The 17,130-nt window shown below is 68.8% G+C and carries 18 protein-coding genes and 4 tRNA genes; 14 read left to right on the top strand and 8 right to left on the bottom strand.

What is annotated here, in order from left to right:
- Window positions 1–14: 14 nt before the first annotated feature.
- Both ACJH5R_RS04645 and ACJH5R_RS04640 read right to left on the bottom strand, forming a co-directional pair.
- Window positions 15–428: a hypothetical protein gene (locus ACJH5R_RS04645; protein WP_406759066.1), complete on the bottom strand. Its 414-nt coding sequence runs from the start codon at window positions 426–428 to the stop codon at window positions 15–17.
- Window positions 429–497: 69 nt separating this feature from the next.
- A tRNA-Val gene (locus ACJH5R_RS04640) sits at window positions 498–569 on the bottom strand.
- A 158-nt stretch (window positions 570–727) separates the two neighbouring features.
- Between ACJH5R_RS04640 and ACJH5R_RS04635 the strand changes: the two genes are divergently transcribed.
- The 3 genes from ACJH5R_RS04635 to ACJH5R_RS04625 all read left to right on the top strand — a co-directional run bounded on the left by ACJH5R_RS04635 (window position 728) and on the right by ACJH5R_RS04625 (window position 993).
- Window positions 728–800, top strand: a tRNA-Gly gene (locus ACJH5R_RS04635).
- 30 nt (window positions 801–830) lie between these two features.
- Window positions 831–901: transfer RNA gene (locus ACJH5R_RS04630), tRNA-Cys, on the top strand.
- A 17-nt stretch (window positions 902–918) separates the two neighbouring features.
- Window positions 919–993: transfer RNA gene (locus tag ACJH5R_RS04625), tRNA-Val, on the top strand.
- Between the two features lie 64 nt (window positions 994–1,057).
- Here the strand turns inward: ACJH5R_RS04625 and ACJH5R_RS04620 are convergent.
- The gene (locus ACJH5R_RS04620; protein ID WP_406759067.1) at window positions 1,058–1,336 is read right to left on the bottom strand and encodes a hypothetical protein; all 279 of its coding nucleotides are present in this window, start codon (window positions 1,334–1,336) and stop codon (window positions 1,058–1,060) included.
- Between the two features lie 185 nt (window positions 1,337–1,521).
- Here ACJH5R_RS04620 and ACJH5R_RS04615 point away from each other — a divergent pair, with 185 nt between their 5' ends.
- The 3 genes from ACJH5R_RS04615 to ACJH5R_RS04605 all read left to right on the top strand — a co-directional run bounded on the left by ACJH5R_RS04615 (window position 1,522) and on the right by ACJH5R_RS04605 (window position 3,537).
- The gene (locus ACJH5R_RS04615) at window positions 1,522–2,106 is read left to right on the top strand and encodes a DUF4352 domain-containing protein (protein ID WP_406759068.1); all 585 of its coding nucleotides are present in this window, start codon (window positions 1,522–1,524) and stop codon (window positions 2,104–2,106) included.
- Between the two features lie 50 nt (window positions 2,107–2,156).
- Entirely contained in the window at window positions 2,157–2,903 is a 747-nt protein-coding gene (locus tag ACJH5R_RS04610; RefSeq protein ID WP_406759069.1) for a Clp protease N-terminal domain-containing protein, read from the top strand.
- A 97-nt stretch (window positions 2,904–3,000) separates the two neighbouring features.
- A complete protein-coding gene (locus ACJH5R_RS04605) occupies window positions 3,001–3,537 on the top strand; it encodes a hypothetical protein (protein WP_406759221.1) in 537 nt (178 codons plus the stop codon).
- A 23-nt stretch (window positions 3,538–3,560) separates the two neighbouring features.
- On the opposite strand, the gene zapE is transcribed toward ACJH5R_RS04605, so the two are convergent.
- Window positions 3,561–4,652 carry a cell division protein ZapE gene (gene zapE / locus ACJH5R_RS04600; protein ID WP_406759070.1) on the bottom strand — a complete coding sequence of 364 codons (1,092 nt, stop codon included), beginning with the start codon at window positions 4,650–4,652 and terminating at the stop codon, window positions 3,561–3,563.
- Between zapE and ACJH5R_RS04595 the strand changes: the two genes are divergently transcribed.
- The 4 genes from ACJH5R_RS04595 to msrB all read left to right on the top strand — a co-directional run bounded on the left by ACJH5R_RS04595 (window position 4,651) and on the right by msrB (window position 8,790).
- Complete coding sequence (locus ACJH5R_RS04595) at window positions 4,651–5,442, top strand: pyrimidine reductase family protein (RefSeq protein WP_406759071.1); 792 nt, start codon at window positions 4,651–4,653, stop codon at window positions 5,440–5,442. The two genes, zapE and ACJH5R_RS04595, sit on opposite strands and share 2 nt — an antisense overlap.
- A 10-nt stretch (window positions 5,443–5,452) precedes the next feature.
- On the top strand, window positions 5,453–7,036 hold the full coding sequence (locus ACJH5R_RS04590) for an alpha/beta hydrolase (protein WP_406759072.1): 1,584 nt from the start codon (window positions 5,453–5,455) through the stop codon (window positions 7,034–7,036).
- Window positions 7,037–7,105: 69 nt separating this feature from the next.
- A complete protein-coding gene (aftC, locus tag ACJH5R_RS04585) occupies window positions 7,106–8,380 on the top strand; it encodes an arabinofuranan 3-O-arabinosyltransferase (protein WP_406759222.1) in 1,275 nt (424 codons plus the stop codon).
- Window positions 8,377–8,790, top strand: a complete 414-nt coding sequence (gene msrB, locus ACJH5R_RS04580) for a peptide-methionine (R)-S-oxide reductase MsrB (RefSeq protein WP_406759073.1) — start codon at window positions 8,377–8,379, stop codon at window positions 8,788–8,790. The genes aftC and msrB overlap by 4 nt, the downstream gene beginning before the upstream one ends.
- A gap of 7 nt (window positions 8,791–8,797) precedes the next feature.
- Here msrB and hemQ read toward each other — a convergent pair whose 3' ends face one another.
- Genes hemQ through hemE form a run of 3 tightly spaced genes read right to left on the bottom strand, consistent with a single transcriptional unit; the run spans window position 8,798 to window position 11,942 of the window.
- Window positions 8,798–9,499, bottom strand: coding sequence for a hydrogen peroxide-dependent heme synthase (gene hemQ / locus ACJH5R_RS04575; protein ID WP_308483434.1), 702 nt, complete (start codon window positions 9,497–9,499; stop codon window positions 8,798–8,800).
- A gap of 35 nt (window positions 9,500–9,534) precedes the next feature.
- Entirely contained in the window at window positions 9,535–10,896 is a 1,362-nt protein-coding gene (locus ACJH5R_RS04570; RefSeq protein ID WP_406759074.1) for a protoporphyrinogen oxidase, read from the bottom strand.
- Window positions 10,893–11,942, bottom strand: coding sequence for a uroporphyrinogen decarboxylase (gene hemE, locus ACJH5R_RS04565; protein WP_406759075.1), 1,050 nt, complete (start codon window positions 11,940–11,942; stop codon window positions 10,893–10,895). The genes ACJH5R_RS04570 and hemE overlap by 4 nt, the downstream gene beginning before the upstream one ends.
- Window positions 11,943–12,288: 346 nt before the next feature.
- Here hemE and ACJH5R_RS04560 point away from each other — a divergent pair, with 346 nt between their 5' ends.
- From ACJH5R_RS04560 to ACJH5R_RS04550, 3 genes are all read left to right on the top strand, one after another.
- On the top strand, window positions 12,289–12,870 hold the full coding sequence (locus ACJH5R_RS04560; RefSeq protein ID WP_406759076.1) for a DUF3000 domain-containing protein: 582 nt from the start codon (window positions 12,289–12,291) through the stop codon (window positions 12,868–12,870).
- A gap of 1 nt (window position 12,871) precedes the next feature.
- On the top strand, window positions 12,872–14,152 hold the full coding sequence (locus ACJH5R_RS04555) for an HRDC domain-containing protein (protein WP_406781393.1): 1,281 nt from the start codon (window positions 12,872–12,874) through the stop codon (window positions 14,150–14,152).
- Window positions 14,153–14,291: 139 nt separating this feature from the next.
- A complete protein-coding gene (locus ACJH5R_RS04550; protein WP_406781392.1) occupies window positions 14,292–14,729 on the top strand; it encodes a PACE efflux transporter in 438 nt (145 codons plus the stop codon).
- Here ACJH5R_RS04550 and dxs read toward each other — a convergent pair.
- Window positions 14,726–16,639: a 1-deoxy-D-xylulose-5-phosphate synthase gene (gene dxs / locus ACJH5R_RS04545; protein ID WP_406759079.1), complete on the bottom strand. Its 1,914-nt coding sequence runs from the start codon at window positions 16,637–16,639 to the stop codon at window positions 14,726–14,728. The two genes, ACJH5R_RS04550 and dxs, sit on opposite strands and share 4 nt — an antisense overlap.
- A gap of 47 nt (window positions 16,640–16,686) precedes the next feature.
- Between dxs and ACJH5R_RS04540 the strand changes: the two genes are divergently transcribed.
- Complete coding sequence (locus ACJH5R_RS04540; protein ID WP_406759080.1) at window positions 16,687–17,130, top strand: CBS domain-containing protein; 444 nt, start codon at window positions 16,687–16,689, stop codon at window positions 17,128–17,130.

The raw sequence follows: 17,130 nt of genomic DNA, 5'->3' as shown, positions 1-17,130 counted from the left end.
CCCTGCGCCGCGGATCATCCGTAGTAGGCGAAGCCACATGTTGGGCGCGCTTCGGTCTTGAACGCAGCCAGCATGCCGTCCATGGTGATGGTGCAACTGATCGCCGCATCCCCGGCGTCCGCGGTGACCGAAGTCTCGACCTCGTCGTAGACCGGGTAGCTCTTCTCCCACGGCAGGCTCACGTTCGCCTCGGTCTGCTGCGGGCCGCCGTTGATCCGATAGGTGATGCTGACCGGCACGTCAGCGGTCCCGAGAACCTTCATGGTCGCGGTACCCACCGGAGATCCGGCAGGGGCCCGTTTGACCTGGTACACCGACGCGAACGCCGCTTGAGCAGTCACCGGCGAGCCGACCGCGACCCCGGCGCACAGACCGAGAACCGCGGCACCAACACGCAATGACTTGGGAACCCTCGTCGGCATGGCCATCGTGGCAGCCTACGCCGGGCGTGAGCCCGAAAACGAGAAAAGCCACCTAGCTTGCAGGTGGCTCTCTTGTGGTCCCGGCTGGGATCGAACCAGCGACCTTCCGCGTGTGAGGCGGACGCTCTCCCCCTGAGCTACGAGACCGGATGAACGAGGACGAACACTAGCACGCCGAACCCGCTAAGTATCAATGCGCAGGCCGCTTTTCAGACGAATCGCCGCGCTGACATGCAGAGTTGTGCTGTCTCACATGTCTCCGCTAATGTTCTGCAGGCACCGGGCGACGATCTCGCCCGAGGCACGCGGATGTAGCGCAGTTGGTAGCGCATCACCTTGCCAAGGTGAGGGTCGCGGGTTCGAATCCCGTCATCCGCTCGAGGGTGTCAAGTGGCATCAACCCCTTGCGGTGGAGTGGCCGAGTGGTGAGGCAACGGCCTGCAAAGCCGTGCACACGGGTTCGATTCCCGTCTCCACCTCCGTCCCAAGGCTCTAAGCGCGGTTAGCTCAGCGGGAGAGCGCTTCCCTGACACGGAAGAGGTCGCTGGTTCAATCCCAGTACCGCGCACCAGGCTCAACGTTGCGAAAACCCCTGCCGCCACCGCGTGACGACAGGGGTTTTTCCGTTTCGGAAACTAAGCCTTGTTCGCCTTGAGCACCATGCCGACCAGCGCGGTGACGACCGTGCCCAGCACACCGCCGCCGACCAGGCTGCCGGCCGCATTGGCGAGGTCGAACCCGCCGGCGGCACCGCTGGCAAGGATGCTGTTCAGCAGTCCCCCGCCGGCCAGACCCCCGAGACCGCCACTGATCAAACTCCCGAGTCCGCCCGGACTGGGGATCTTTGCCGACATGTCGGCGCCTTTGCCCCCGAGCGCGCCCCCGATTGCTCCTGCGATCAGCGATTCGAGCATGGTCTACTCCTTTGCCGACGTTGCGCCGCTGGGTTAGCTGCGCCTACAGGTCAGTTATAACGAAGGCCACACTTCACCAAGCCGCATTTGCGGAGATCTATCGGAATCCCGGGCCGGGCCGAGGCCATGAGCAGCTAAGTACCACAATCGGTAGTAACGAAGCGGGAATCGCGAAAGGTGGCCCCATGAATCGACCCATCGTCGCCCTGTCGGTGTTCACCCTGGCAGCCTCCGCCCTCTCGGCGGCATGTTCGAGCCACACCGACCCGGCGGGTGGGCCGGCCGCGGCCGCCACGTCCGGTGGGTCGGACACCGCAACCCCGAAACCGGCCGGGCACCCCGGCGACACCCTGACCCTCACCCGTGTCGACGGCAGCACTGTCAGCGTCACCTTGGAGGAGGTGATCGACCCGGCGACCATCACGCCGGGCCCCGGCGATCCGGGCGCCACCTACATCGCAACACAGTTCACGATCGCCAACCCGGGAACCGAAACCATGAACGGCGACGTCAACACCAACGTCTGGGCATTTGGTTCCGACGGTCGGCGCTACGCGCCGGACCTCAAAGATGTCGGCGAATGCACGAACTTCGACTCCGGGATGTTCCACATCGCCCCCGGCGAGTCCGCGATCGGTTGCGTGGTCTTCGCCCTGCCGGCCGGTGTCAGCCCGACGAAAGTCAGGTACGCCCCCTCGTCGGGGTTTGCCGAAGGCTTCGGCGAATGGCTGCTCCCGTCACCGAGCCGCGCCGCACCACCCCCCGCCTAGCGTCAACCGACAGTTGACGCACCCGCCGTCGTCAACCTAGAGTTGACGGCATGGCCGATCCCACGCTGCTTACCCAGTCCATCCGCCTCGACGACCTGATCAACGCCATCACCGGCGTGCACGACAACCCCCTGGAGCGGTTGACCGATGCCGTGCTGGCTGCCGAACACCTCGGCGAGGTCGCTGACCATCTGATCGGGCACTTCGTGGACCAGGCGCGCCGATCAGGTGCCTCCTGGACCGAGATCGGCACGTGCATGGGCGTCACCAAGCAGGCCGCGCAGAAGAAGTTCGTCCCGCGCCCTGAGACCGCCGCGCTCGATCCCGAGCAGGGCTTCGCCCGCTTCACCCCGCGGGCCCGCAGCGCCGTGGTGGCGGCCCAGAACGCGGCCCACCGCGCACGCCACACCGAGATCACCCCCGATCATCTGGTGCTGGGGCTGTTGGACGATCCCGGCGCGCTGGCCACCGCGCTGCTCACCGCGCAGCACATCGACCCGAAAGCCGTTGCCGCCGCAGTCGCCCTTGAGCCCGGCGACAACGAGCCGCCCGCTCTGATCCCGTTCAACGGTCCGGCCCGCAAAGCACTGGAGTTGACCTTCCGCACCGCACTTCGCCTCGGCCACAACTACATCGGCACCGAGCACCTGCTGCTGGCGCTGCTGGAAGTCGAGGATGGTGCGGGCCCGCTGCATCGCGCCGGTGTGGATCGGGGCCGGGTGGAAGCCGATCTGGCCACCGCATTGGAGGCGATCAGCGCGAACCTGGCCTCCCCCGGTTCTGAAACCACGAACTGACCCGCCAAACCACCCGCCTGTTAACCTGCCTGGCCAAGGCTGCTGCACCCGCGATCGCGATGTGCCATCATGCCCAGAAGCAAACGAAGAGGACATGATGCATCGCTGGATTCTGGCTCTGGTTACTTCCGTCGTCACCGCGCTGGCAGCCCTGATGACGCCGGCCGTCGGACACGCCACGCCCACCACCACCGCGGAGGCGCCGATCGGGCGCCTCGGAGACACGCTGCGCATCCAGTACCACGATGAGGCGTTCGGCCCGATCGTCGCCGATGTCACCGTGCACGACGTGGTGCCCAGCGAGATCCCCCCGGGTTGGGGCGCCAACGGCACGCCCCGCTGGCGCAACCAGGGCGGTCCGTGGCGGGCGAACGTGACCATCCACCCGATCTCGGTGCCCAACCCCTACATCATGGCGGCGTCGGTCACCTTCGACGGTGTCACGCCCGGCGGCGACGCCTACGTGTCCAAGCACACCGACGACCCCACCACCCTGGACGCGGTGCTGACCAACGCGCCCGCGGGCTCCACCGTCGACGGCGGCGTCTACTGGGATGTCTACCGCGGCTTGGTCACCCACGTGGTGATGCTGTCGCGCAACACCGGACTGCGCCTGGCGCAGTGGAATCTGTAGCTAGTCGGCGGGTTTGAGCCTCGCTAACCCCCGCTGCTGAGCGCGAGCAGTCGCGAGGTGGCCCGCAGGTACTTCTTGCGGTAGCCACCGGCCAGCATCTCGGCGCTGAAAATGTGGTCGAGCTTGGCACCGGACGCCACCACCGGGACACCCGCGTCGTAGAGGCGATCGGTGAGCGCCACCAGCCGCAGCGCCACATTCTGGTCCTCGATGGGGTGCGCACCGGTGAGAAAGACCGCGGTGACGCCCTCGATCAGCGTCAGGTAGCGCGACGGATGCATGGTGGCCAGGTGGGCGCACAGCCCGTCGAAGTCGTCCAGCGTCGCTCCGGGACACGCCGCCGCACGCTGGGTGACCTGCTGCGCTGAGGGCGGTTCGGGTGCCGGCGGCAGGTCCCGGTGTCGATAGTCGGGTCCATCAACCCGAACCGGCGTGAAAATGCTTGCCAGCGCGCTGATCTCGCGCAGAAAGTCCTGTACAGCGAAGCGGCCCTCGCCGAGCTGATCGGGCAACGTGTTCGATGTGGCGGCAATGGAGACCCCGCGCGCCACCAGCTCGGACAACAGCCGCGACACCAAAGTGGTGTTGCCCGGATCGTCGAGTTCGAACTCGTCGATGCACACCACCGTATAGCCGCCGAGCAAGTCGATGCACTCGGTGAAGCCGAACACCCCGGCCAGCTGGGTCAGCTCCATGAACGTCGCGAACGCCGTGCCAGGCTCCTGGGCAGCGCCATCGCCGCTGCCGGTATCGGTGATCGTGTGGTAGATCGAGGCCAGCAGGTGAGTCTTGCCGACACCGAAACCGCCGTCGAGGTAGATGCCCACGCCCGGCAACACCTCGCGCTTGCCCAGCAGCTTGCGCCGCCCGGCGCGCCGGGTCAGCGCCTGCCCGCAGAACGCGGTGCACGCGGTCACGGCGGCTGCCTGGCTGGGTTGCGCGGGGTCTGGCCGGTAGCTGGCGAAGCTGGCACCGGCGAACGTCGGCGGCGGCTTGAGCTGCGCGATCAACCGTTCAGGGGAGACCGCCGGACGCCGGTCCACCAGGTGCTCGATCGACTCAGCGGCGGGATTGGACACGCACGAACTGTAGTCACATGGTGCAATCGAGGCCATGTCCGACCTCAGCGCAGACCCCGGATTCACCCTGCTGGGCTCCACGGCGCCCGTCGACGACGCCGACCTGGGCCGGCTGTATGCCTATCCCGAAACCGACGAGCCACGGGTGTGGGTACGGGCCAATTTCATCGGCAGCATCGACGGCGGCGCAACGGTGGCCGGCACCTCCGGCGGGCTGGCCGGGCCCGGCGATCGGTCGGTGTTCATGCTGCTGCGGGCGCTGGCCGACGTCGTCATGGTCGGAGCGGGCACGGTCCGGGTCGAGAATTACGGCGGCGCGCGACTGAGCGTCGCCCAGCGCCAGGACCGGCGCGACCGCGGACAGTCCGAGGTGCCCCGACTGGCGATCGTGACCCAGTCCGGGCAGCTGGACCGGGACATGCGGGTCTTCAATGACACCGAACTGGCACCGCTGGTGTTGACCTGCTCCGCGGTTGCCGACGACACCCGGCGGCGGCTGGCCGGGCACGCCGAAGTTCTGGACTGCTCGGGCGATGACCCCGGACGCGTCGACGAGACGGTGCTGTTGGCCGCGCTGGCGCAGCGCGAGCAGTACCGGGTGCTCACCGAAGGCGGACCGACCCTGCTGGGATCGTTGATCGAACACGAGTTGCTCGACGACTTGTGCCTGACCATGGCCCCATATCTGGTCGGTGGCCTGGCCCGCCGTATCGCCACCGGTCCGGGCGAGCTGACCACGCCGATGCGCTGTGCACATCTGCTCGCCGACGAATCCGGCTACCTCTACGGCCGCTACGTCAAAAGCCCACGCCTACCGCGCCTATAAGGTGACAGGCATGACCAGCTATTCGAGGTTCGCACGGATCGCGGTGGTGACGGCTGCGGCCGTACTGGCCGGGTCCGCGCCCCTGCTGGCCGGTTGCGCACCCGGGCTGGCCGCCGACCCGCGTTTCGCCACCAACTCCGGCGCCGGCGCCCAGGGGCAACCCGAGTCCACCTCGGACCAGGCCGGACCGCCGGCGGTCGAGGTGCCCAAGAACGACCTGCCGTGGCACGACTGCACCGCCCGGGTCTTCGGCGACGCTGCGGCGCCCGCCACACCCGGGGTCCGGCTGGACTGCGCCAGCTACGACGCCGACGTCGACCCACTCGGCGGCGGCTCCGGGTCGATCAGCATCGGGGTGGTACGGGCTCGGTCCGTGCAGACCCCGGGCGATGCCGGCCCCGTGGTGTTCACCACCGGCTGGGATCTGCCGTCGTCGCTGCAGCTGCCGACCTGGCTGGCGCGGGCCGGCGCGGACGTGCTCAAGAGCCACCCGATCGTCGCCGTGGACCGGCGCGGCATCGGCATGTCGAGCCCGGTGGACTGCCGTGATCGCAACCAGCGCGACGAGATGTGGAACCAGGCGCAGTTCGCCCCCGGCGACGACCCGGTGGCCAGTCTGGGCACGGTCACTCAGGAGGCCACCACCGACTGCACCGACTCCATCTCGCCGGGTGAATCCTCCTACGACAACACCCATGCCGCCACCGATCTCGAACGGCTGCGCAGCATCTGGGACATCCCGGCGCTGTCGCTGATCGGTATCGGTAACGGAGCGCAGATCGCCCTGGCCTATGCGGGCTCTCATCCGGGCAAGGTGGCCCGGCTGGCGCTGGATTCCCCGATCCCGCTGGGGGTGGCCGCCGAGTCTGCCGCCGAGGAGAGGGTCAAGGGCCAGGAGGCGGCCTTCGAGGCGTTCGCCGCACAGTGCGTTGCGGTGGGCTGTGCGTTGGGCCCGGATCCGAAGGGAGCCGTCGACGCGGTACTGGACGCTGCCCGCTCCGGGCATGGCCCGGGTGGCGCCTCGGTGGCCGCGGTGACCAACGCGATCGTCACGGCGCTGGGCTATCCCACCGGTGACCGCGTCAACACCACCAACGAGTTGGCCAGGGCGCTGGCCTCGGCCAATTCCGGCGACGCCAATCTGTTGACAAACTTGATCAACCGGGCCCAGGGCACCACCGGCAGCGACGGCCGCTTCATCAACTCGTGCGCCGACGCACTCAACCGGCCCACGCCCGATCGGGTCCGCGAGCTGGTGGTCGCCTGGGGCAAGGAGTACCCCCAGTTCGGCATGGTCGGTGCCCTGGACATGGCGCAGTGCCTGAGCTGGCCCAGCAGCAGCACGCCCGAACTGCCGAAGGAACTCAAGATCGACGTGCTGCTGCTCGGAGTGCAGAACGATCCGATCGTCGGCGAGGAGGGCGTCGCGGCCACCGCCGCGGCCGTCATCAACGCCGGGTCGGCCAGCAAGCGGGTGATGTGGCAGGGCATCGGTCACGGTGCCGCGGTGTACTCGGCGTGCACGCTGCCGCCGCTGATCGGCTACCTCGACAGCGGCAAGTTGCCCGACACCGACGTCTACTGCCCGGCCTGACCCAGCCTGATCCAGAGTTGTAGGACCGGTCCGGGGTACGGTTCGCTGGTGACGGCAGCCGACTCCTTGATGCACCGGGCGGGCACCGCCCTACAGGCCGCGTTCCGGCCCCCCACGTCCCCGCCGAGCACCGCGACCATACTGCGTTCGGTGTTGTGGCCAGTGGCCATCATGTCGTTGATCCATCGCGCGATCGTGCTGCCGCTGAACGGCAACATCACCGATGACTTCAAACCGGTGTACCGGGCGGTGCTGAACTTCCGGCACGGCCTGGACATCTACAACGAGCACTTCGACTACGTCGATCCGCACTACCTGTACTCCCCCGGCGGCACCCTGCTGATGTCGCCGTTCGGCTACCTGCCGGAGACGCTGTCGCGGTACACGTTCATCGCGACCAACACCATCGCGATCGTGCTCGCCGCCTACCTGCTGCTGCGGATGTTCGGGTTCGGACTTTCCTCAGTCGCGGCCCCGGCCCTGCTGGCGGCCATGTTTCTCACCGAGAGTGTCAGCAGCACACTGGTGTTCACCAACATCAACGGCGTGATCCTGCTGGCCGAGGTGCTGTTCTTCCGCTGGCTGCTCGACGGCCGACAGAGCCGCCAGTGGTGGGCCGGTGTCGCGATCGGGCTGACGCTGGTGGTCAAACCGGTGTTGGCGCCGCTGCTGCTCTTGCCGTTGCTGAGCCGACAGTGGCGGCCATTCGTCGGGGCGATCGCGGTACCGGTGCTGTTCAACCTGGTGGCCTACCCGCTGGCCAGCGACCCGAAGAGCTACTTCACCCAGACCGTTCCGTACATCATGGGCACCCGCGACTACTTCAACTCCTCGATCCTGGGCAACGGGGTGTTCTTCGGGCTGCCCTCGGGCCTGATCCTGTTCCTGCGGGTGCTGTTCACCGTATTGGCCGCGGTCAGCCTGTGGTTGCTCTACCGCTACTACCGCACCCGCGACCCCCGGTTCTGGATGCTGACCTCCTCGGGTGTGCTGCTGACCGCGTCGTTCCTGGTGCTGTCGCTGGGACAGGGCTACTACTCGATCGTGCTGTTCCCGTTCCTGATGACCGTGGTGCTGCCGAACTCAGTACTGCGCAACTGGCCGGCGTGGCTGGGCATCTACGGCTTCATGACGCTGGACAAGTGGCTGATCTTCCGGTGGATGAACATCGGCCGGCCGCTGGACTACCTCAAGATCACCTACGGCTGGTCGCTGCTGCTGATCGTGATCTGCACGGTGCTGTGCTACCGCTACCTCGACGCCAAGGAGCAGGGCCGCCTGGACGACGGAATCGACCCGGCATGGCTGGCGCCTGCCGGGACGCGAGCTAGCGTGGAAGTATGACCCCCGAACCGACGGTGTCACTCACCGACGACGAGTGGCGCGCGAAACTGACCCCCGAAGAGTTCGCGGTGCTGCGCCGCGCCGGTACCGAGCCGCCGAACACCGGCGAATACACCGACACCACCACCGAAGGTGTCTACGAGTGCCGGGCCTGCGGTGCCGAATTGTTCCGCAGCACAGAGAAATTCCACTCGCACTGCGGATGGCCGTCGTTCTTCGACCCGGCCGACTCCGACGCGGTGATCCTGCGCTCGGACGACTCGCTGGGGATGCGGCGCACCGAGGTGTTGTGCGCCTCCTGCCACAGTCACCTGGGCCACGTGTTCACCGGCGAGGGTTACCCCACCCCCACCGACCAGCGCTACTGCATCAACAGCATTTGTCTGCGGTTGGTGCCGCCGTCGTCCTAGCGGACCGCTACGGCAGCGACGCCACCAACTGCTCGACCTCGACCCGGGGGCCGGTGAAGAACGGGGTCTCCTCCCGGGCGTGCAACCGGGCCTCGGTGTTGCGCAGGTCGCGCATCAGGTCGACGATCCGGTCGAGTTCGGGCGCCTCGAACGCCAGAATCCACTCGTAGTCACCGAGCGCAAACGCGGGCACGGTGTTGGCGCGGACGTCCTTGTACTCCCGGGCCGCCATCCCGTGCTCGGCCAGCATCCTGCGGCGGTCCTCTTCGGGCAGGACATACCACTCGAGCGACCGCACGAAGGGGTACACGCAGACGTAGGCGCCCGCCGGCTCGCCGGCGATGAAGGCCGGGACGTGGCTCCGGTTGAATTCCGCCGGCCGATGCAGTGCCACGCTGCTCCACACCGGGTCGCAGGCCCGCCCCAGCGCGGTGCGGCGGAACCCGGAGTAGGTGGCCTGCAGGTCCTCGATGCGCTCGGCGTGAGTCCAGATCATGAAGTCGGCGTCGGCGCGCAGGCCAGCGACGTCGTACACCCCGCGGACCACCACGCCGCGCTCTTCCTGCTGCTTCAAGTAGGTGGCCACCTGGTCGGCTATTTCCTCGCGGGTCTGCGAACCCTCATCGAGTCCACCCGGATTCACCGAGAACACCGAGAACATCACGTAACGGAGAGTGGAGTTCAGCTTGTCGTAGTCGAGGTGCGCCATGGCCCCTATGCTGCCACGATGCGCCGCGAAGAGTCCTACGGCGCCGGGGTGGCGCTGATCACGGCCGCCACCGCCCGGTCGGCCGCGGCGATGCAGGCCGGTACCCCGATGCCGTCGAGATAGTTGCCCGCGACCGCCACGGTCGGCGGCAACGCGGCGCGCAGTCCGTTGACCAGGGCGGCGTGGCCGGACCGATATTGCGGCATCGCCGCAGGCCAGCGCTGCACGCGTACGTCGATGGGGTCCACCGTCATGCCGAAGACGGCCTCCAAGTCCTGCACCGACCACGCCACCAGCTCCGCGTCGGAGGCGCTGGTGCGGGGGTCGCCGAACCGGCCGAAGGACAGCCGCAGCACCTCGACCCTGCCGCCGTACCCTCGGTCGCCCCATTTGCGCGACGTCAGGGTGATCGCCTTGGCGTGCAGCCGTTCCCCGGTGGCAACCAGCACCCCGGAGTTGTTCGGAATCGCCGCGCCGGCGGGAACCGCCATCGCTACCACCACCGACGATGCGTTGCCGATCCGGCTGGCCGCAGCGGCGGCACGCGGCGCGAACCCCGTGGCCAGCCGGGCCAGCACGGGGGCGGGCACCGCGACGACCACCCGGTCGGCGCGATGGTGGCCGCCGCTGGCGTCCCGCAGCAGCCATCCGTCACCGGCCGGGTCGATCTGGGTCACCGCCGACTGCACCCAGCGCAGCCGGGCGCTGCGCACCAGTGCGTTGACCAGCACCTGATACCCGCCGGTGATCGCGCCGAACACCGGCACGCCGGTGGTCGTGGGCAGGGCCCGCCGCACCGCCTCGGTCAGGCTGGGCACGCCCTCATCGAGCAGGGTGGCCAGGCCGGGGACCGCCGAGCGCAAGCCGACGGTCGCCGCCGAACCCGCATACACCCCACCGATCAGCGGATCCACCGAACAGGCCACCACCTGCGCACCGAACCGGTCGGCCACCAGTGCGCCCAGTGCCGGATCGCTGCCCGGTTCGAACGCCAACGGGCGGGTGGGCTCGTCCGCGATCCGGGCGAGGGTCTCGGAGTCGACCAGCCCGGCCATCGACTCCGGCGACGAAGGAATCCCGCTGAGGGTGTCCGGCGGCAACCGATGCAGCAGCCGGCGGCTGTACAACAACGGACGCACTCCGGTGGTACTGCGCTGCCGATCGGCCAAACCCAGCTCGGCCAACAGGGCCGGTACCTCGGGCCGGCGCGCGACGAATGCCTCGGCGCCCACGTCCACGCCGATCCCGCCCAGGGTCTCGGTGCGCAGCAGCCCGCCGAGCCGGTCGGCCGGATCGAAGACGGTGATGTCGACTGCGTCGCCGAGCGTCGCACGCAGCCGGTGGGCGGCGGCTAGACCGGAGATGCCGCCCCCGACGACGCAGTACGACGTGGTCACAACGAATGAACCAGCGATACCAGGTCGGTCAGCACCCCGGGGTCGGTTTCCGGCAGCACGCCGTGCCCCAGGTTGAACACGTGGCCCGAGGCTCCGGCGGCAACAGCGGCCCGGCCATCGGCGACAACGGCCCTGGCGGCACCCTCCACCGCCGGCCAGCCCGCCAGCAGCACCGCCGGATCCAGGTTGCCCTGTAAGGCCCTACCGGCGCCCACCCGGGCGGCGGCGTCGGTCAGCGAGGTACGCCAGTCCACCCCGACAACGGTGGCGCCGGCGGCCGCCATCTCGCCCAACAGTTCGCCGGTCTGGACCCCGAAGTGCGTCATCGGCACGTCCCGGTCGGCGAGCGCGGCGAACACCCGGGCGCTGTGCGGCGCCACGAAGCGCCGGTAGTCGGCCAGGCACAACGTTCCGGCCCAGGAGTCGAACAACTGAATGGCGTCCACGCCGTGGTCGAGTTGCACCGTCAGAAACGCGATGGTCAGGTCCGTGAGCCGCGTCATCAACGCATGCCAGCTGTCCGGATCGGCCAGCATCATCGCCTTGGTGCGGGCATGGGTCCGGCTGGGCCCGCCCTCCACCAAGTAGGAAGCCATGGTGAACGGCGCTCCGGCGAAGCCGATCAGCGGCACCGTCCCGAGCGCGTCCACCAGTAGTGATACCGCCTCGGCGACGGCCGTCACCTGCTGCGGGTCCAACGGCCGCAGGGCGGCAACGTCGGCCGCGCTGCGCACCGGGTCGGCGATCACCGGCCCGACATCGGGGACGATGTCCAGATCCACCCCCGCGCCGCGTAGCGGCACCACGATGTCGGAGAACAGGATCGCCGCGTCGACGTCATGGCGGCGGACCGGCTGCAGGGTGATCTCGCAGACCAGTTCGGGGTCGAAACAGGCCGCCAGCATGCTGTGCTGGGCGCGCAGCTCGCGGTATTCGGGCAGCGACCGGCCGGCCTGGCGCATGAACCAGACCGGCACCCGGCTGGGTTGCCGGCCGGCGGCGGCGGTCAGGTACGGGGAATCAGGCAGTTCACGACGGGCACTCATCGTGCTCAATGCTGCCACGCCCACTTAAGGCAGGCCGAATCGTGCCGTTTCCCGCGGCGGTCCCGGCTTCCCCTCACCTCCGCCGCCCCTCCGGGCAACCTCCGGCGAGCCTCGCCGAACCGCGCCGTTTCCCGCGGCGGTCCCGGCTTCCCCTCACCTCCGCCGCCCCTCCGGGCCACCTCCGGCGAGCCTCGCCGAACCGCCTATTCGGCGCGCCTGTCTGCGCCGACCGGCACCGGGGGTTAGCGTGAGATTCGGTGACCCGCGTCGCGGCGGTGCACAACAGAACCCTGGGTGCCGGCCGCTGTCGCCGCGGCGCACAGCTATCAGTTAAGGAGCGGCACCCGTGACATCAGCCGAGCCTGCCCCATTCCGGGAAGCGGTGGCAACGATGCACGCCGCAACCGTACGGTCGGAGATCGAGTTAGGCCCGATCAGGCCGCCGCAGCGCCTGGCGCCCTACAGCTACGCGCTGGGCGCCGAAGTCAAGCATCCCGAGACCGACGTCATCCCGGAAGACTCCGACGGCGACGCCTTCGGCCGGCTGATCCTGCTCTACGACCCCGACGGCACCGACGCCTGGGACGGCACCATGCGGATGGTGGCCTTCATCCAGGCCGACCTGGATCCGCATGAGGCGATCGACCCGCTGCTGCCCGAGGTCGCGTGGAGTTGGCTGGTCGAGGCTCTGGGCGCCCGCACCGAGCACGTCACCGCCTTGGGCGGGACCGTCACCGCCACCACCTCGGTTCGGTACGGCGACATCTCCGGCCCGCCGCGCGGACACCAGTTGGAGCTGCGCGCGTCGTGGACCGCGACCACCCCGGAGCTGGGCAGCCACGTCCAGGCGTTCTGCGAGGTTCTGGAGCACGCCGCGGGCCTACCACCGGTCGGAATCACCGATCTGAGCTCGCGAACCCGCGTCTGAAATGTCTGAGCAGACCACCGAACCGGCCACCGAAGAGCCCGAGCCGACGCCGCTGCCGCATCCCGCCGAAGGGGTGCCGGAGGTGTCGGTCACCCCTAGGCAGATCGGTGCCGCCGCCGATCTGCTGGCAAGCGGTCGGGGCCCGTTCGCGGTGGATGCCGAGCGGGCGTCGGGCTTCCGCTACTCCAACCGGGCCTACCTCATTCAGATCCGTCGCGCCGGTGCCGGGACGGTCCTGATCGATCCGGTCGGCGCCGGCGAGGATCCGGCTGCCCTGCTGCGCCCGGTTGCCGAGGTGCTCGACGACGACGAGTGGATTCTGCACGCCGCCGACCAAGACCTGGCCTGTCTGGCCGAGGTCGGCATGTGGCCCAAGGCGTTGTACGACACCGAACTGGCCGGGCGGCTGGCCGGTTTCGAGCGGGTCAACCTGGCCGCGATGGTGCAGCGGCTGTTGGGGCTGGGTCTGGCCAAGGGGCACGGTGCCGCCGACTGGTCGAAACGCCCGCTGCCCGCGGATTGGCTCAACTATGCGGCACTCGACGTCGAGGTGCTCATCGACCTGCGCCAGGCGGTCGCTGACGTGCTGGCCGAGCAGGGCAAAACCGACTGGGCGGCACAAGAGTTCAATCACGTTCGGGTCACCGACTTCACCACGACCACCCGCCGGGACCGCTGGCGGCGCACGTCGGGCATGCACAAAGTGCGCGATCGGCGCGGCCTGGCCGCCGTCCGAGAGCTCTGGACGGTACGCGACCAGATCGCGGCGCGCCGTGACATTGCGCCCGGACGGATCCTGCCCGATGCGGCGATCATCGCCGCGGCGATCGCCAACCCGACCACCGTCGAAGAGCTGCTCGCCCTGCCGGTCTTCGGCGGGCCCAAACAACGTCGCAGCGCGGCGACCTGGCTGGCCGCGCTCGCCGCGGCCCGTGACAACCCGGAACCTCCGGAAGCCGGCGAATCCACCACCGGCCCACCGCCGCCATCGCGCTGGGCGCGGCGCAAGCCCGAGGCCGCCGCCCGACTGGAGGCGGCCCGCGCCGCGCTGAGTGCGGTGTCCGAACGGGTGCACGTACCGACCGAGAACCTGCTCACCCCCGAATTGGTGCGCCGGCTGTGCTGGGACTGGAAACCGGCGACATCGGATGCAGCGGTGGTGATCGAGGAGTTCCTGACCGCCGGCGGGGCACGTCCCTGGCAACGTGAGCTGACGGTGCCGGCGCTGATGGCGGCTCTCGGAGCACCCGGCGGCGCGGTGCCCCCCAGCGCCGCTGACTGACCGCCGAGCGATGCCTTGCGCGCCGAGGCTGCGGCACGGCTGTTGCTAGACTGCCCGGGGAGCAGCCGTATTGCGTGTTCGGCCAGTGCTTCTCACGTCACGCAAACCGTGGACGCGAACCGTCAAGGACTTCCCATGGTTGATTTTCCTGGGAGGACCTCGTGTCACCAATTTTTCGCGGATCGTCTACGTCATCAGCTACGAGCTTGTCGCCGTCGCGCTGACCACCTTGGGCCTGACCGTCCTGGGGTTCGGCGGCGGCAGTTCAGGTGCCGTGGCGGTGGCAGCGTCCACTGTCGCGGTGGTGTGGAACTACGCCTGGACCACCGTGTTCGAGGCATGGGAACGGCGGCAGGACTCCTCGACTCGCACGGTGGGTCGCCGGATCGTGCACGCTATCGGCTTCGAAGGTGGCCTGGTCGTGCTGCTGTTGCCGATCGTGGCCGCGCTATTGAAGGTGTCGCTGGCGCAGGCGTTCGGTCTCGAGATCGGCCTGTTGGCGTTCTTCCTGGTCTACACGTTCGTGTTCGCCTGGTTGTTCGACGCAGTGTGGCCGCCGATCTCCGGCGTGAGTTAGTCCAGCCGCTCGCTGACTTCGTCGACGCAATTGGCCGCGCCCATCGCCGCCACCCAGCCGGTGATCTGGCGGGCCACATCCTGTGCGGTCAGGCCGACCTCGGCCAGCAGCTGCCCGCGCGAGGCGTGGTCGTAGAAACGCTGCGGCAGACCGACGTCGCGGCAGGGCAGGTCGATCTCGGCACGCCGCAGCGCTGCCGACACCGCCGAGCCGATACCGCCGGCCACGCCGTTGTCCTCGCAGGTGATCACCAGCTTGTGTGCGCCGGCCATCTCGACGAGCACCTGCGGCACCGGAAGCACCCAACGCGGGTCGATCACCGTCACCCCGATGCCCTGGTTGTGCAGCCGGTCGGCCACCGCCAGTGCCATAGGCGCGAACGCGCCGACCGCGACCAGCAGGACGTCTTGGGGTAACCCGTCGGCCGGGACGGCCAGCACGTCCACCCCGGAGCGCCGCTCGATGGCGGGAATGTCCTCGCCCACATCCCCCTTCGGGAATCGCAACGCAGTGGGTCCGTCATTAACGTCGAGCGCTTCGCCGAGCTCTTCCCGTAGCCGGATGCCGTCGCGCGGTGCGGCCACCCGGATGCCGGGCACGATCCCCAGGATCGACAGGTCCCACATGCCGTTGTGACTGGCACCGTCGGGCCCGGTGATCCCGGACCGGTCCAATACCAGCGTGACCGGCAGCTTGTGCAGTGCGACGTCCATGACCAGCTGGTCGAAGGCGCGGTTGAGGAATGTCGAATACACCGCCACCACCGGGTGCAGGCCCCCCATCGCCAGCCCGGCCGCGGAAGTCAGTGCGTGTTGCTCGGCGATCCCAACGTCGAACATCCGATCCGGAAAGCGCTGCCCGAACGGCGCAAGCCCCGTGGGGCCGGGCATCGCAGCGGTGATCGCGACGACGTCACGGCGCTTGGTCCCGTATTCGATGAGCGCGTCGGAGAACACCGCTGTCCAGCCGCGCCCGGCGGTTTCGGTGGCGTAGCCGGTCAGCGGATCGATCACCCCGCAGGCGTGCATCTGCTCGGCTTCGTCGTTCTCGGCGGGGCCGTAGCCCTTGCCCTTGCAGGTGACCACGTGCACGATCACCGGCCCGCCGAATCCCCGCGCGCGGCGCAGCGCGGACTCCATCGCGGCCTCGTCGTGACCGTCGATCGGGCCCAGGTACTTCAGGCCCAGGTCGGTGAAGAGCGCCTGCGGCGCCAGTGCATCTTTGAGGCCCGCTTTGAAGCTGTGGATCACTTGGTAGCCGAGCTCCCCGACGACCGGTACGCCGCGGATCGCGGTGCGGCCCCGCTCCAGCAGCCGCTCGTAGGCGGGCTGCAGCCGCAGGGCGGCCAGATGGTCGGCGAACCCGCCGATGGTGGGCGCGTAGCTGCGGCCGTTGTCGTTGACCACGATCACCACCGGGCGGTTGCCGGCGGCGATGTTGTTGAGCGCCTCCCAGCACATCCCGCCGGTCAGGGCGCCGTCGCCGACGACGGCCACCACATGCCGGTTGCGGTGCCCGGTCAGCTCGAAGGCTTTGGCCAGGCCGTCGGCGTAGGACAGCGCCGAGCTGGCGTGGCTGGACTCCACCCAGTCGTGCTCGCTCTCGGCGCGTGACGGGTAACCCGACAGCCCGCCCTTCTTGCGCAGGGTGTCGAAGTCGGGACAGCGCCCGGTCAGCATCTTGTGCACGTAGGCCTGGTGCCCGGTGTCGAAGATGACCGGGTCGTGTGGGGAGTCGAACACCCGGTGCAGCGCCAAGGTCAGCTCCACCACACCCAGGTTGGGCCCCAGATGCCCTCCGGTCGCGGCGACCTTGTGGATCAAAAACTCACGGATTTCCGCCGCCAGATCGGTCAGCTGAGCCTGCGTGAGGTGCTGCAGATCGGCGGGGCCGCGGATCCCTTCAAGCATCCGGCCAGTCTACGCATGGCGGGGGGCACCCACCGTATCGTCGTCATGTGCACGCCGAACAGATCGCTGAGGAATTCCCGGTGGTGGCCATCGACTCCGACGCCATGGAGGCGGCCACATTGTTGGCCGAGCATCGGTTACCGGGCCTCGTGGTCACCGACTCGACCGGCCGGCCGTACGCGGTGCTGCCGGCCTCCCAGGTGGTGCGCTTCATCGTGCCGGGCTATGTCCAGGACGACCCGTCACTGGCCGGGGTGCTCAGCGAGTCCATGGCCGACAGTTCCGCCGAGAAACTGCGCGGCAAGGCGGTGCGCGCCATGCTGCCCGAACACCTGCCGGAGGTGCCGATCGCCGGCGCTGCCGACACTGTGATCGAAGTCGCCTCCACCATGGCCCGGCTGCGCAGCCCGCTGGTTGCCGTCGTCAAGAACGGTAAACTGCACGGCGTGATAACCGCGTCGCGTCTGCTGGCCACAGCGCTGCAGGTCTGA

This window comes from Mycobacterium sp. SMC-19 (genome assembly GCF_045310815.1).
GTDB lineage: Bacteria > Actinomycetota > Actinomycetes > Mycobacteriales > Mycobacteriaceae > Mycobacterium.
The sequence above is the reverse complement of the archived record's forward strand: the minus strand, read 5'-3'. Positions and strand labels throughout refer to the sequence as shown.

Coding starts and splice junctions, on each gene's coding strand:
- ACJH5R_RS04555 (WP_406781393.1), top strand. CDS start 12,872: ATGTCTGAGCAGACCACCGAACCGGCCACCGAAGAGCCCGAGCCGACG.
- dxs (WP_406759079.1), bottom strand. CDS start 16,639: ATGCTTGAAGGGATCCGCGGCCCCGCCGATCTGCAGCACCTCACGCAG.
- ACJH5R_RS04620 (WP_406759067.1), bottom strand. CDS start 1,336: ATGCTCGAATCGCTGATCGCAGGAGCAATCGGGGGCGCGCTCGGGGGC.
- ACJH5R_RS04590 (WP_406759072.1), top strand. CDS start 5,453: ATGACCAGCTATTCGAGGTTCGCACGGATCGCGGTGGTGACGGCTGCG.
- hemE (WP_406759075.1), bottom strand. CDS start 11,942: ATGAGTGCCCGTCGTGAACTGCCTGATTCCCCGTACCTGACCGCCGCC.
- ACJH5R_RS04610 (WP_406759069.1), top strand. CDS start 2,157: ATGGCCGATCCCACGCTGCTTACCCAGTCCATCCGCCTCGACGACCTG.
- ACJH5R_RS04605 (WP_406759221.1), top strand. CDS start 3,001: ATGCATCGCTGGATTCTGGCTCTGGTTACTTCCGTCGTCACCGCGCTG.
- msrB (WP_406759073.1), top strand. CDS start 8,377: ATGACCCCCGAACCGACGGTGTCACTCACCGACGACGAGTGGCGCGCG.
- zapE (WP_406759070.1), bottom strand. CDS start 4,652: ATGGCCTCGATTGCACCATGTGACTACAGTTCGTGCGTGTCCAATCCC.
- ACJH5R_RS04595 (WP_406759071.1), top strand. CDS start 4,651: ATGTCCGACCTCAGCGCAGACCCCGGATTCACCCTGCTGGGCTCCACG.
- hemQ (WP_308483434.1), bottom strand. CDS start 9,499: ATGGCGCACCTCGACTACGACAAGCTGAACTCCACTCTCCGTTACGTG.
- ACJH5R_RS04615 (WP_406759068.1), top strand. CDS start 1,522: ATGAATCGACCCATCGTCGCCCTGTCGGTGTTCACCCTGGCAGCCTCC.
- ACJH5R_RS04645 (WP_406759066.1), bottom strand. CDS start 428: ATGGCCATGCCGACGAGGGTTCCCAAGTCATTGCGTGTTGGTGCCGCG.
- aftC (WP_406759222.1), top strand. CDS start 7,106: ATGCACCGGGCGGGCACCGCCCTACAGGCCGCGTTCCGGCCCCCCACG.